General features: G+C 65.7%; 10 protein-coding genes. 5 read left to right on the plus strand and 5 right to left on the minus strand.

The genetic code is table 11. The features are described 5' to 3' along the window. Positions 1-14 precede the first annotated feature (14 nt). Complete coding sequence (locus AWB75_RS15820; protein ID WP_061125061.1) at positions 15-2,753, plus strand: MGH1-like glycoside hydrolase domain-containing protein; 2,739 nt, start codon at positions 15-17, stop codon at positions 2,751-2,753. A 176-nt stretch (positions 2,754-2,929) separates the two neighbouring features. On the opposite strand, the gene AWB75_RS15825 is transcribed toward AWB75_RS15820, so the two are convergent. Together AWB75_RS15825 and AWB75_RS15830 are read right to left on the minus strand one after the other, a co-directional pair. Continuing rightward, a complete protein-coding gene (locus tag AWB75_RS15825; protein ID WP_143746443.1) occupies positions 2,930-3,115 on the minus strand; it encodes a hypothetical protein in 186 nt (61 codons plus the stop codon). A gap of 101 nt (positions 3,116-3,216) precedes the next feature. Further along, a complete protein-coding gene (locus tag AWB75_RS15830; protein WP_061125024.1) occupies positions 3,217-5,541 on the minus strand; it encodes an FdhF/YdeP family oxidoreductase in 2,325 nt (774 codons plus the stop codon). Between the two features lie 148 nt (positions 5,542-5,689). Here AWB75_RS15830 and AWB75_RS15835 point away from each other — a divergent pair, with 148 nt between their 5' ends. From AWB75_RS15835 to pdxR, 4 genes are read left to right on the plus strand one after another with little or no spacing between them, the layout of a single operon-like run. After that, positions 5,690-7,114 carry an aminotransferase-like domain-containing protein gene (locus AWB75_RS15835; protein WP_061125025.1) on the plus strand — a complete coding sequence of 475 codons (1,425 nt, stop codon included), beginning with the start codon at positions 5,690-5,692 and terminating at the stop codon, positions 7,112-7,114. Beyond that, entirely contained in the window at positions 7,104-7,367 is a 264-nt protein-coding gene (locus AWB75_RS15840; RefSeq protein WP_061125026.1) for a helix-turn-helix domain-containing protein, read from the plus strand. Before AWB75_RS15835 ends, AWB75_RS15840 begins: the two co-directional genes overlap by 11 nt. After that, positions 7,364-7,537, plus strand: a complete 174-nt coding sequence (locus AWB75_RS37720) for a hypothetical protein (RefSeq protein ID WP_159462784.1) — start codon at positions 7,364-7,366, stop codon at positions 7,535-7,537. The genes AWB75_RS15840 and AWB75_RS37720 overlap by 4 nt, the downstream gene beginning before the upstream one ends. A gap of 21 nt (positions 7,538-7,558) precedes the next feature. Beyond that, positions 7,559-9,010, plus strand: coding sequence for a MocR-like pyridoxine biosynthesis transcription factor PdxR (pdxR, locus tag AWB75_RS15845; protein ID WP_061125027.1), 1,452 nt, complete (start codon positions 7,559-7,561; stop codon positions 9,008-9,010). Between the two features lie 10 nt (positions 9,011-9,020). On the opposite strand, the gene AWB75_RS15850 is transcribed toward pdxR, so the two are convergent. The 3 genes from AWB75_RS15850 to AWB75_RS15860 all read right to left on the minus strand — a co-directional run bounded on the left by AWB75_RS15850 (position 9,021) and on the right by AWB75_RS15860 (position 14,547). Further along, positions 9,021-10,160, minus strand: coding sequence for a TAXI family TRAP transporter solute-binding subunit (locus AWB75_RS15850; protein WP_087086641.1), 1,140 nt, complete (start codon positions 10,158-10,160; stop codon positions 9,021-9,023). A gap of 188 nt (positions 10,161-10,348) precedes the next feature. Next, positions 10,349-12,328, minus strand: a complete 1,980-nt coding sequence (locus AWB75_RS15855) for a zinc ribbon domain-containing protein (RefSeq protein ID WP_061125028.1) — start codon at positions 12,326-12,328, stop codon at positions 10,349-10,351. A gap of 635 nt (positions 12,329-12,963) precedes the next feature. Beyond that, positions 12,964-14,547: an aldehyde dehydrogenase (NADP(+)) gene (locus AWB75_RS15860; protein ID WP_061125029.1), complete on the minus strand. Its 1,584-nt coding sequence runs from the start codon at positions 14,545-14,547 to the stop codon at positions 12,964-12,966. Positions 14,548-14,559 lie beyond the last annotated feature (12 nt).

A 14,559-nucleotide genomic window follows, 5' to 3' on the forward strand; every position in this document is an offset into this window, starting at 1 on the left:
ACGAGGAGAGCCTCATGCCGAAATCGCGCCCCGTCAATCAGCTCGACACCGTCGAAGGCTCGCGGCTGCATTCGAAGGAATGCTCGCGCTGGCAGCGTTGGGGACCGTATCTGAGCGAGCGCCAATGGGGCACGGTGCGCGAGGATTACAGCGAATTCGGCACGGCGTGGGAATACCTTCCGCACGATCATGCGCGCAGCCGCGCGTATCGATGGGGCGAGGACGGTCTCGCCGGTTTCGGCGACGACAAGCTCAACTGGTGCGTCTCGCTCGCGCTCTGGAACGGCTGCGACCCGATCATCAAGGAGCGGCTCTTCGGTCTGACGAACCAGGAAGGCAATCACGGCGAAGACGTCAAGGAACTCTACTTCTACATCGACGGAACGCCGACGCATTCCTACATGCGCATGCTCTACAAGTATCCGCATGCGGCCTTCCCCTACGCCGATCTCGTCGATGAAAACGCGCGCCGCGGCGCCGACATGCCCGAGTACGAAGTGCTCGACACCGGCGTGTTCGACGACGAGCGCTACTTCGACGTGCAGGTGGAATACGCGAAGCACACCGCCGACGACATCCTGATGCGCGTGACGATCGAGAATCGCGGCAACGTCGCCGCACCGATCGACGTGCTGCCGCAGATCTGGGCGCGCAACACGTGGTCGTGGAAGGCGGCGCCGGTCAAGCCGTCGCTTAAGATCGAGACCGTTGCGGGCGAAGGCACGTATGTGCTCGCGCAACAGGCCAGCCACGAGCCGATGGTCGTCACCGCTTGGTCGCCGGATGGCGCGAACATCGAATGGCTGTTCTGCGAAAACGAGACCAACGTGCGGCGGCTCTTTCGCATGGAAGGCGCGGGACCGTTCAAGGACGGCTTCAACGATTACCTCCTGAATCACGACGAAAACGCGATCCGCCGCGACGCCGGCACGCGCGCGGCGGCGCACGCGCATCTCGAACTCAAGGCGCACGGCAAGGCCGTGGTGTACCTGCGCTGGCGGCCGGAATCCGCGCCGGACGCCGTGCCGCTCGATGCCGATGCGCTCTTCGCGCGCCGGCTCGCGGAAGCGGACGAGTTCTACGGCGCGCTGCAACACGACATCGCCGATGCCGATCAGCGGCTCGTCCAGCGACAGGCGCTCGCGGGCATGCTGTGGTCGAAGCAGTACTACCAGTTCGACGTCACGCGCTGGCTCGACGGCGACCCGCTTCAGCCGAAGCCACCGAAGCAGCGGCGCTTCGGGCGCAACGCGGACTGGCGGCATCTGTGCAACGCGGACATCGTATCGATGCCGGACAAGTGGGAGTATCCGTGGTACGCGTCGTGGGATCTCGCGTTCCATGCGGCCGCGTTCGCGCTGATCGATCCCGAGTTCGCGAAGCGGCAGTTGCTATTGCTCGTGAAGGACCGCTATCAGCATCCGAATGGTCAGTTGCCCGCGTACGAGTGGGCGTTCAGCGATGCGAACCCGCCGGTGCACGCATGGGCGACGTGGCGCGTCTACGAGATCGATCGCGCTATCACCGGCCGTGGCGATCGCGATTTTCTGGAGCTCGTGTTCCACAAGCTGCTGCTGAATTTTTCGTGGTGGGTGAACCGCAAGGACGCCGATGGCAAGAACATCTTTCAGGGCGGCTTTCTCGGGCTGGACAACGTCGGCATCTTCGATCGCTCGTCGCCGCTGCCCACGGGCGGCCACATCGATCAGGCCGACGGCACCGCATGGATGGCCGCGTATGCGCTCGACCTGATGCGCATCGCGTTGGAACTGGCGTATGCGAACAAGGTGTTCGTCGATATCGCGGTGAAGTTCTTCGAGCACTTCCTGTATATCGCGGAAGCGGTGAGCTGCGAGGACAACTGCGACACGGGACTCTGGGACAGCGAGGACGAATTCTTCTACGACAAGCTGCGCCTGCCGGACGGCTCCAACGTGCCGATGCGCATCCGCTCGATCGTCGGACTCATTCCGCTCTTCGCCGTGCATGTGCTGGAAACGAAGGTGTACCGTTCGCTGCCCGAATTGCGCGAGCGTCTGCACTGGTTCCTGGAGCATCGCACCGATCTCGCGCGCCTCGTGTCGCGCTGGAACGTGCAAGGGCAGGGCAACAGCGTCCTGTTGTCGCTGTTGCGCGGGCATCGCATGAAGGCGCTTCTGAAGCGCATGCTCGACGAAACCGAATTTCTCTCCGATCACGGCGTGCGCGCGCTCTCGCGCGTGCATCTCGATAACCCGTTCGTCTTCTATCACAACAGCGAAAGCTTCAGCATCCGTTATCTGCCGGCCGAATCGGACTCGCGCGTGTTCGGCGGCAATTCGAACTGGCGCGGCCCGGTGTGGATGCCGGTCAACTATCTGCTGATCGAATCGATTCACGAGTTTCATCGCTATTACGGCGATGATTTCCGCGTCGAGTACCCGACGGGCTCAGGACAGAAGTTCTCGCTCGCGCAGATCGCCGACGAACTCGCGCGCCGCGTGACGACGCTCTTTCTGCTCGACAAGAACGGCGAGCGGCCCGTGATGGCCGCGTACCCGCTGCTGCAGGCCGATCCGCGCTCGCGCGATCTCGTGCTCTTTCACGAGTACTTCCACGGCGACAACGGGCGCGGCGTGGGCGCGTCGCATCAGACCGGCTGGAGCGGACTGGTCGCGCTGCTGCTGCAACCGCATGCGACGGGGCCCTCGGGCGTGGTGCCGCTCGCCGGCGAAGCCGATGCGGACATTCAGGAGTTCGCAGGAGCGAAATAGCGGGCAGTGCAGTTTCGGCGTTTCACAAAAAGTCAACGGTGTTACGCCGAAACCGTAGTTCGGAATAGTCTTGTATTGCTTGTGCCTCCAACTGGGTAAATTTGTAAAACACAAATCCAGAACAGTTTGGAGAACGGAATGAATCATTCCCTCAGTGCCTATTCCGTGAGCGGTTATCAGTTACGCATGGGCGTCTTCGGCATCGCCCACTTCGAGAACGAGCAGTGCCCGCCCTTCGCATGGGTCATGCTCGTGTTCGCCGCCGCCATGCTGGGCGGCGTTTGGTTCAGCAATGAATTCCATAGCATCGCCGCCGGATCGATCGCATGGGTGGCGATCCTCGCCACGCTGGGCGCATTCATCGATCGCCGGTTCAGCGGCGCGCAGGCGCTCGAACGCCGCATCCGCAGGCGGCAGAAGGCGCGTCTGAACGCGCTGTGCGGTATGTCGGCGGAAGCGGTCTTCAGGCAGCCACCGCTTGACGTGTCGACGTCAACAGCACGGGAATGGACTTCGACGTTGGCGTGCCGGCGCCATCCGCGACCGACGACAACGGCACGAGCGGGTTGGTCTCCGGATAGTACGCACCGAGGCAGCCACGCGGAATGTCGTACTCGACCAGCGTGAAGCCGTCCACGCGGCGCAGTACACCGTCGTCCCACACGCTCGTGATGTCCACGAGCTCACCCGGCTCGAAGCCGAGCATGTCGATGTCCTCGCGGTTCGCGAACAGAACGTGCCGCTGCCCGTACACGCCGCGGTAGCGATCGTCGAGGCCGTAGATCGTCGTGTTGTACTGATCGTGCGAGCGCGTCGTCATGAGCGTCATCAGGCGCTCGCCGTGAAGGGCGCGGGCGCGGTGAATCGGCGTATCGAACGCGATCTCGTGCACGATGAACTGCGCCTTGCCGCTCGGCGTCTTCCAGACGCGATCGCGCGAGGCCACGCCGAGATGGAAGCCGCCGGGCTGCTTTAAACGCTCGTTATAGCGCTCGAAGCCGTCGATCACTTTCTCGATGCCATCGCGAATCAGCGCGTAGTCGTTCGCGTGGGCGAGCCAGTCGACCTTGCCGGAGCCGAGTGCCGCATCCGCCATGCGCGCGACGATCGCCACTTCGGACAGCAGGTTCGGCGACGCCGGCTTGTTCATGCCGTACGAGATGTGCACCATGCTCATCGAATCCTCGACCGTCACGCCTTGCGGCACGCCGTTCTGCGAGTCGATCTCCGTGCGGCCGAGCGTCGGAAGAATGAGCGCGTCGCGGCCGTGCACGAGATGGCTGCGATTGAGCTTGGTCGTGATGTGCACGGTGAGGTCGCACGCACGCATCGCTTCCCAGGTGCGCGGCGTGTCGGGCGTCGCGATCGAAAAATTGCCGCCGAGCCCGATGAACACTTTCACCTTGCCATCGACCATCGCGTGAATCGTTTCGACCACGTCGTAGCCGTGCTCGCGCGGCGGCTCGAAATCGTAGGCCGCGCCGAGCCTGTCGAGAAACGCCTGCGTCGGCTTTTCCTCGATGCCCACCGTGCGGTCGCCCTGCACGTTCGAATGGCCCCGCACCGGGCATAACCCCGCGCCGCGCCGGCCAATATTGCCGCGCATCATCATCAGGTTCGACAGGAGCTGAATTGTCGGCACCGAATTCTTGTGCTGCGTGAGGCCCATGCCCCATGTGGCGATGACGGCGCGGCCCTTCGCGTAGATATCGGCGAGCTGGAGAATGCCGTCCATGTCGACGCCCGACTCCGCGACGATCGCTTCCCAGCTTTCCGCGCGCAGGTCATCGGCGAACGCGTCGAAGCCGACCGTATGCTCCGCGATGAATTCGATATCGAGCACGCGCTCGGTGCAGTTGGCGACCGCCTGATCATCCAGCTCGATCACGCGCTTGGCCACGCCCTTGATCAATGCGAAGTCGCCGCCCACTTTCGGCCGGATGAACACCGAACTGATTTTCACGCCCTTCGGCGACAGCATGTCGAGCGCGTGCTGCGGGCTCGCGAAGCGTTCGAGGCCGCGCTCCTTCAGCGGATTGATCGACACGATGGTCGCGCCACGCTTCGCGCAATCGCGCAATTCGCCGAGCATGCGTGGATGGTTGGTCGCCGGATTCTGGCCGAACAGAAGCAGCGTGTCGGCGTGCTCGAAATCGTCGAGCGTGACCGTACCCTTGCCGATGCCCACCGTGTGCGGCAAGCCGCGGCTCGTCGCCTCGTGGCACATGTTCGAGCAATCGGGGAAATTGTTGGTGCCGTACATGCGCACGAACAATTGATAGAGAAACGCGGCTTCGTTGCTCGCGCGTCCCGATGTATAGAACGCCGCCTGATCCGGATCGTGCAGCTTCTTCAGATGCCAGGCGATCAGCTCGAACGCCTGCTCCCACTCGATCGGCACGTAGCGGTCGCGCTTCGCATCGTAGACGAGCGGATCGGTCAGCCGTCCGTGCTGCTCCAGTTCGTAATCCGTTTGCGTCATCAGCGACGCCACCGTGTGCGCTTCGAAGAACGCGGGCGTGACGCGCTTGCTCGTCGCCTCGGCGGCGACGGCCTTAACACCGTTCTCGCAGAACTCGAAGGTCGACGCGTGCTCGCGGTCGGGCCACGCGCAGCCGGGGCAATCGAAGCCGTCGGGCTGGTTCTGCCTGAAGAGCGTCCGGTAATTGCCGCCCGCCACCCTTTCCTTGACGAGATTGATGGCGACCTGCTTCAGCGCGCCCCAGCCGGCGGCGGGATGCGTGTAAGGCTCGATGCGCGGTTCGACGCGGACTTCAGGCTTCTTCATGGCGATGGTTCAGGCGGAGCATGCGATGAATGAAGCGTACTGTGTTCCGAATCGAGCGCGGCGCACAGAAAATGCGAAATCAGAGGGATACAGTTGCGACGTTTTGACCTAGACTGCAACGCATATCGAGCAGAAAGGAAAACGCCCGTTGAAGCTCTACGAGAAGCTCGCCGACGAGATCGAGGAAGCCGTGCGCCGCGGCGTGTTCGCACCGGGCGAGAAAATCGCGTCGGTGCGGCAGGCCAGCCAACGCTATGACGTGAGCATCAAGACCGTGCTGCACGCCTACGCGATCCTGGAAAGCCGCGGCATTCTGGAGACCCGCCCGCAGTCCGGCTACTTCGTGCGCGCGAAGCCGGAAACGCTGAAGGCCGAGCCGAAGCGTCCGGCACGCGCGCTGGCCGTGGCCTCCGAGGTCGATGTCAGCCGGCTCGTGCTCTCGACCTTGCGCAGCATCCGCGCGCACGACGCCGTTCCGTTCGGCTCGCCGTATCCCGATCCCGAGCCGTTTCCGTGGCGGCGCATCAACCAGTACGCGAACGCGATCGCGCGGCGGCATGCGACCTGGAATCTCATCGACGATCTGCCGCCGGGCAATCCCGAGCTGATTCGACAGATCGCGCGGCGCTATGCGGAGAACGGCGTGCCGGTGGACCCGGAGGAGATCGTGATCACCGTCGGCGCGACCGAGGCGATCAATCTGAGCCTGCAGGCCGTCGCGAAACCGGGCGACACGGTCGCGGTCGAATCGCCGACCTACTACGCGATGCTGCACGCGATCGAGCGACTCGGCATGCGCGCGATCGAAGTGCCGACGCATCCGGCGGAGGGCATCGATATCGACGCGCTCGAACAGATCATCGCGCGCAGAAAGATCGCCGCGTGCATGGTGATGCCGAACTTCCAGAATCCGCTCGGCTTTCAGATGCCGGACGAACGCAAGCGCCGGCTCGTCGAACTGCTGTCGGCGCACGAGATCCCGGTGATCGAAAACGATGTCTATCACGAGCTCTATTACGGCGATGCGCGCCCGTCGACGCTCAAGAACTTCGACACGAAAGGGCTCGTGCTGCATTGCGCGTCGTTTTCGAAGAGCCTGGCGGCGTCGTACCGGATCGGCTGGGCGATGCCGGGGCGGTATCGCGCGCAGGTCGAGAAGCTCAAATTCCTCAATACGTTGACGACGCCGTCCGTGCCGCAGGTCGCGATCGCGGATTATCTGCGTCAGGACGGCTACGACCGGCATTTGCGGCGCGTGCGCAGGCTGTACCGGCAGCAGTCGCGCATCATGAGCGCGATGGTCGAACGGTTTTTCCCGGCGGGTACGCGGATGTCCGTTCCGCAGGGCGGCTACGTGCTGTGGGTCGAGCTGCCGGAGCGCGTCGATTCCATGCGGCTGTATCGCGCGGCGCTCGATTGCGGCATTACCATCGGGCCGGGCTATATGTTTTCGACGCGCAATGCGTTCAGCCACTTCATCCGGCTCAACTACAGCTATCCGTGGACATCGCAGAGCGAAGCCGCGTTGCAGCGGCTCGGCGCGCTGGTCAAGGAGTTCGCGAATGAACGATGACATCGATCCGGCGCTCGTCGCCGTGCTGGCGCAGCTTTGGCGGGCGCATAGCGAGACGCCTGCGCGGGCGTGGTCGCTGGCGAAGCTCGCGAAGCAGTCCGGCCTGCCGATGAGCGCGCTGCGGCGTCAACTGACCGGGCTGGCGGACGGCGGGCTGGCCGAGGTGCAGACGAGTGAGGAAGGCACGGGAAGCGCGTGGTTGACGGAAGAGGGCGCGGCGCTTTGCAGGGCGGTTTTTGGGGAGGATGAATGAAGCGAACGAAAACGGAACGCAATGCGACCGATTCGCCGAGCGAAAAACTCATGACGGACGAACAGTCTGAGCGCCAGGCGTTCGGGATATGGCATGGCCACGAGAAAAGCGGTATGGAATATCAGGACGAGCTGCGTTCGGAATGGCCCACCGATCCGATCACCCGATAGGTCGGTGAGACGCCACCACCCTTGGACATCCACATCACCCTCCACGGCCGCCGCGACCTGACCGGCCAGATCTACGGCCAATTGCGCGCGGGCATCATCGAAGGGCGGCTCGCCGCGAATGCGCGCCTGCCGTCCACGCGCGATCTCGCCGCGCAACTCGGCGTGTCGCGCAAAACCACGCTCGAAGTGTTCGAGCGCCTCATCGCGGAAGGTTTTCTGCGCACCCGCGCGGGCGATGGCACCTTTGTCGCGGACGGGCTCACGCGGCTGCCTTCCGCGCGGGCCGAACCGGTGTCGGCCCGTGCCCGCGCGAGCGGCATCTGGCGCGAGATGCCCGAGCGCATGGCGATGCCCATGCCGCCCGCCCGCGAAGCGCTCGACTGCGACTTCAAGGGCGGCGTGACCGAAAAGTCGCTCTTTCCCTACGATGCCTGGCGACGCTGCCTGAATCAGGCGCTGCGCACGCAGGCGCGCACGAACGGCGGCGTCGCGGGTTATTGCGATCCGGGCGGCGAGCAGGAGCTTCGCCTCGGCATCGCGCGTTATCTCGCATTCAGCCGCGCGGTCGTGTGCAACTGGCAGGACGTGCTCGTGACGCAGGGCGCGCAGCAGGCGCTCGACCTGCTCGCGCGCGTCGTGATCCAGCCGGGCGATGTCGTCGCGGTCGAGGAGCCCGGCTATCCGCCCGCGCGCGCGCTATTCGCGGCGCTGGGCGCGCGCCTCGCGCATGTGCCGGTCGACGGCGAGGGCATCGTCGTGAAGAAGCTGCCGCGCGATACGCGACTCGTCTACGTGACGCCGTCGCACCAGTTTCCGCTCGGGATGCCGATGAGCCTGGAGCGGCGCATCGAGCTGCTCGAATGGGCCGCGAAGCGCGGCGCGGTGATCGTCGAGGATGATTACGACGGTGAATTCCGCTTCGAAGGCCGGCCGGTGGAATCGCTGAAAAGCCTGGATCGCGCGGGGCTCGTCGCGTATCTGGGCACGTTCTCGAAGACGCTGTTTCCCGATCTGCGGCTCGGCTATGTGGTGCCGCCCGCGACGCTGTCTGAGCCGCTCTGGACCGCTAAGCAGATCTGCGACTGGCACAGCTGCATGCTGACGCAAACGGCGCTCGGCGCGTTCATGCTCGACGGCGAATACGCGAAGCATCTGCGCCGCATGCACAAGGCGTACGCGGCGCGGCGTGCCGTGCTGATCGAGCGCCTGCGCGGTGAGCTCGCGCCGTGGTTCGAGCCGCTGCCCGCGACGGCGGGCATCCACCTCGTCGCGCGGCTGAACGGTTCATTGCGTGAAGATGAAGTGGTCGCGGCGGCGCGCGAGGCGTCGGTCGGGCTGTACGGCATTGGCGCGTATTACGCGGGCGAGCCTGCGCAGCAGGGCGTGCTGCTCGGCTACGGAGCCACGTCCGTCGATGCGATCGAGCGTGGCATGACGCGTCTCGCCGCGCTCATGCCGACGCTCGCGCGCTAGCTTCGCGGCGTCACTGATCGCACAACAGCAGCAGCTTTTCCTGCGCGGTGCAGCTCTCCTTCCTCGGCTTTTGCGTTGCCCCGTCCTGCTGGCGCGTCGCGACTTTGCGCGCCGGATTCTGCGACTGCTCGGCCGCCGCCGTGCGCTGCGCGATGCACGCGCGCAAGTGCTTTTCCATCGGCGGATAGTATTTCCAGCCCTTCGTGAGCGGCGGCAGTTCGAGATGCACCTGCTTCCACTTCGGATGCCCCTGCGCCTGCAGCGTGTCGAAGTTCGCGCACAGCGAATCGGCGAACTTCGACAGCGCGCCGACCGTGCCGCGCAAACCGTAGTCGTAGGTCACGAGGAATGCTTTCACGGTGAGCGTCGGCGTGTCTTCCTGAATCCAGTTCGGATAGCTCGACGTGCGGATCGTCGCGGGGAAGTACGTCTGCTTCGCGCGCGCGGTTTCCTGCGCGCCGGAATCGAGGCGCAGCAGCCGGATCTGCTTCAGCAACTCGGGATTCATGTCCTGAAAGAGCTTCGCGGGCTGCCCCGCGACGATCACCGCGACGTCGATCTTGCCGACGATCAGCCGCGCGAGCGAATCCTCGTTGTTGAGGTGCTGCTCGTTCGCCTCGGCGATCGGCTCGCCGAACATCAGCCGATACAGCGTCTCCGCCGATTGCGCCGTGCCGCTGCCGATCGGCCCGACGCTGATGTTCTTGCCCTTGATCTCGTGGATGTACTTCATCGGCGAATCGGCGCGCGTGACGAAATAGATCTCTTCGTCGTAGAGCGGCATGATGAGCCGCAGCGGCTTGATGATCTTGCCGGCGTCGGCGTTGCCCGAGGTCGCCATGTCCATGTACGCCTGATACACGTCCGATTGCACCAGCGCGAACTTCACGCCGGGTTCGTAGCGCATGCGCTGCACGTTTTCCGCCGATCCCTTCGACGGCAGCACTTCCAGTTCGATGCCCGCCGGCTCCGCCACGTACTTCGACAGATCCTGGCCGATCTGGATATACGTGCCGCGTTCCTGGCCCGTGGTGATCTTGTAGGGAATCGGATCGGCGGCGAAGCTCGATCCCGCGCCGGCCAGCCCGGCGATGGCAAGAAGCGCCAGCGCGCCCCGTGCGGCGTTGCGCATGCATTTCGTGGTGAACATGATTGACCCTTTGATCGGAGTTGGAACGGGTGCTTTTTAAACTCGCGCGATGCGGATAGTCATTCGCGGCGCGCGCAATCTGCTCATGCACGGTCATTCACATGCGTGTTCACGCAAAGCTGCGTGGCGTGTGTGCCTGCCGTGCCGATGTCTCTGTATGTACTTGTTCTTGCGTCGTTGTTTATTTTTTAACGCGATGGCTTCGGCGACGGTGCGCCGCCGCTCCAGCCGTACTGCTTGATGGCGCGCTCGAGCTCCTCGGTCTTGTCGGAGTCGAGATGCGAGCCGGCCGGCATGGCGGCAAACGGAGGCGACGCCGTGGCGGCGGTGGCCGGCTGCGCGCTGCGCGGCGCGGCGCTCGCCTGCGCGGCGGGCTGGCCGACGACCGGGACGCGCTGCGGCTGAGCGGTGGCCGTCTGGGCGACCGGCTGTGCGCTGGCTGCGGGCGTGCGCGGCACGGCGGCCTGCATCGTCGAGGTGGAAGGCGGCAGCGCGCTGCTCTGGTTCGCGGGCTGAGCCGCGCGCGGCGCGGAGGCGCGCGGAGCCGGCGCGGACGGCTGCGGCGGATCTTCGCCGAGGTAATACGCGCCGCGCGAGTTGGCCGGGCGTGTGGCCTGCGCCGGCTCGTCGCCGAGATAGTAGGGCGCGCGCGGGTTCGCGCTCCGCGCGCTGGCCGCGCCGGAAGGCTGAGATTCTTCGTCGCCGAGGTAGTAGGGCGCGCGCGCCGCCTGCGTGACGGGCGCGGCATTGCTCTTCGCCGCCGGCTGCTGAGCCGAAGGCGCCGCCGCCTGAGCCGATGGCGCCGCCGCTTGCCTGGGCGCCTGCGTGGAAGGCGCGGGCGCCGTCATCGTCGTAGCGACGGTAGGCGGCAGAGGCGGCATGATCGTCGCGGTGAGTGCGCTGGTCGCTGCCTGGCCTCGCGCAATCTTCTCCGCACGCGCGTCTTCCTCGGCCTGGCGCGCGGCGGCGCCGCGTTGCCCCGCCCGTCGCTCCGTTGCAGGTTTCTGCGCGAGGACGTTCGGTTTCGCGCCGGGCGCGGCCGCTGCAACGTTTGCCTGAGCGGGAACGGGCGCGGGCGCGGCGGCGCCGGCCCTCGGCGCGGCTGCGGCGGCCGTGTTCGCCGTGTCGGCTGCGGAAGGCGCCGTGCCGGGCATCCTCTTCGCGAGCGCGGCTGCCGCCGTCGGCGCGAGCCAGCCCGCATGCGAAATCACGCGCTCGAGCATGGCTTGCGATTCGATGTTGCTGCCGTCGAGCGCGAGCGCCTCGCCGGCGTTTTGCTGCACACAAGCCCAGGCGGAGGTCCGCTCGCAGGCGCGTGCGAGCTGCAGCGCGGCGTCGCGCTGCGATTCGCGCTTGACGAGCTCGTCCTTCAGGGTTTCGTAGTCCGCACGCGCCTGTTGCTGCGCCGGCAAGACTCTGAGCAGCGCGCGGGCGCTGGCGAGGTCGTGTTGATCGAGTGCGAAGCGCACGTCCTGTAGCGCATCGCCGGAAGCGGGCGCGCGGGTGATGGTGGATGCGTGCCGCTCGGCCGTGGCGGGTGCGGGCATATCGGACGTGCCCGTCGCGCCGCGCACGAGCGCGCCGACCTTCGAGTCGATTGCGCCCGAGACGCTGTGTTCGGCGGAGGGCGTGCCGACGTTGTCGGAATCGCCGAGCTGGTAGTAGAACATCGCGCCGAGCACCAGGACGAGGCCGCATCCGCCCGCGATGATCGTCTTCTTCTGGTTCCAGCGCTCGGAGCCGGGCAGGGCGTCCCAATCGTTGCTCGATTCGGCGTAGGCGTTGCGCGCGGATTCCTCTGCGCGCCGCGTGCGATATTCCGCCGCTTTCTGGGCGATGCGCTCGCTCGCGCGCTCCGTCCAGCGCGAGCGCATGCCCGGCTCGACGCGCTCGGACCTACGTTCGGAGGCGCGTTCTGACGACCCGCCGCGAGCGCCGATCGAGCCGGCGGAAGGGGATGCGGAAGCCGCAGCCGATGCGAGCGGCGCGGCCTCTTCGAAAATTTGCGCGCGCGGCTTCTCCGCGCGGGCTTCGCGCTGCTGGCCGAACGCGGCGCTGCGGTCGGCGCCGCAATTGGGGCAACTGTCGGCGTTCTTACGCACCGTGCTGCCACACCGCTGGCAGACGACGGAGAACATGGATGCGGGAAACGTCAGACGCGTGGTCATGCTGGAGCCCTCGAAGGACATGTGCGTGAGCTTGCCGATTTCGCGTGGCCGCCAATGCGCGCCGAGTTGCGCGCGTGGTCGCAGGGACGCGGTCCCGCGGCAGCAATCCTTCGTATTTTTTCCTCGCCCGCGATGTGCGCTGACGGGAAACGATTTTCCGACTATGGTTCAACCGCTATCGGACGTCAATTACCTTTCGCACCTATTCGGGCCGCCAACTTAAGCGACTACACCATTGCGTCTCGTCGTGCTTCGTATGGCGTCGGAACGTGGCGTCCGGCGCATGGCCCTGATGTCGATGTGAAAGCGTCGGATCGGCACGCGCCGCGCCTCGCTCTTCTCGCTCACGATATTTCTGACATTTTGGGATGCCGCCGGCGGTTGTGAACCGCCAATCCCTAGCCGTTATACGACAAGGGTGGGCGTCCGCCGGATAACCCACTGATGACAAAGCGATTCCCGCGCGCGGGCGAGCGTTGTTGCACGCCAACGCCGGCCCCCCGTGAGGCGGCCGAAATTCGCCAAGGGTTTCGAAGCGTCGTCCGAGAAGCACGCTTTCGCTTGCGGACGAGCCGAAAACAATCGGCCCGCGGCGTGAAATTCGCGCCGCGGGCCGTGTCGATCGGCTGAAAGCCCTACTTGGCCAGTTGCAGCTTGCCGTCGATGCGGCGGTTCAGGCCGAGCGGATTCTCAGTCTTGAGCGCGTCGGGCAGGAGCGCGTCAGGAAGATCCTGATAGCTGACCGGGCGAAGGAAGCGGTTGATCGCGAGGCTGCCGACCGAGGTCGAGCGGCCATCCGCCGTCGACGGGAACGGGCCGCCGTGCACCATCGCGTGGCCGACTTCCACGCCCGTGCCGAAGCCGTTCACCAGAAGGCGGCCGGTGCGGCGCTCGAGCGCGGGCAGGAAGCTGCGCGCGTCGGCGTAGTCGGCTTCGTCGATATGCAGCGCCGACGTCAACTGGCCTTCCAGCGATTCGATCAGCGCGAGCATCGTCGCGAGATCCGGGCAGCGCACGACCAGCGACGACGCGCCGAAGATTTCTTCCTGCAGGTCGTGGCTCTTGCGGAAGGCATCGGCGGTGGTGACGAACAGCGCCGACTGGCCCTGATTGTCGCCCTTCGCCTCGACGCCGCGCGCGGCGGTCGTCACGCCCGTATGTTCGGCGGCGCGCGCCACGGCGCTCTGGTAGGTCTTGCAGATGCCCGGCGTGAGCATTGTCTGCGCGGCGGTTTCGTTCAGCGCCGCCGATGCCGCTTTGATGAATTTATCGAGATCCGGACCGTCGACGGCGAGCAGCAGACCCGGATTCGTGCAGAACTGGCCCGCACCGAGCACCAGCGACGACACGAATGCCTTCGCGATGCTCTCCGCGCGGTTCTTGAGCGCGTTCGGGAACAGCAGAACCGGGTTGATGCTGCTCATTTCCGCATAGACGGGAATCGGTTCGGCGCGTGCCGCGGCGATCTTCATGAGCGCCGTGCCGCCGCCGCGCGAGCCGGTAAAGCCTGCTGCCTTGATGCGGTAATCCGCGACGAGACCCTGACCGACGTCGCGGCCGCTGTCGAACAGGAGCGAGAACGTGCCTTCGGGCATGCCGCAGTCCTTCACGGCTTTTTGCACCGCGCGCCCGACGAGCTCCGCCGTGCCCGGATGCGCCGAATGCGCCTTGACGATGACCGGGCAGCCCGCGGCGAGCGCCGACGCCGTGTCGCCGCCGGCGACGGAGAACGCGAGCGGGAAGTTGCTCGCGCCGAACACCGCGACCGGACCGACGCCGATATGACGCAGACGCAGATCGACGCGCGGCAGCGGCTTGCGCTCAGGCTGCGCCGGATCGATGCGCACGCCGAGGAAATCGCCGTTTCGGACGACGTCGGCGAACATGCGCAACTGGCCGACCGTGCGGCCGCGCTCGCCTTCGAGACGCGCGCGGGGCAGTCCGCTTTCGATCATGCAGCGCTCGATCAGGTCGTCGCCGATATCCAGAATGTTTTGCGCGATGGTTTCGAGGAACGCCGCGCGCGCTTCGGGCGCGGTTTCGCGATAGACGTCGAACGCGGTCCACGCGAGCGCGCACGCGCGGTCGAGATCGGCGAGCGTCGCGCCGCCGAAAGCCGGTTCGATGGCGGCGCCGGTCGACGCGTTGACGGCCTTGATCGAGCCGTTCGAACCCGGAACCGATTGCTGACCGATGAGCAGGTTGCCAGTGAGTTGCATGTTGTCTCGTCC

Origin of the sequence: Caballeronia catudaia (genome assembly GCF_001544755.2) — a bacterium.
GTDB classification, from domain to species: Bacteria; Pseudomonadota; Gammaproteobacteria; order Burkholderiales; family Burkholderiaceae; genus Caballeronia; species Caballeronia catudaia.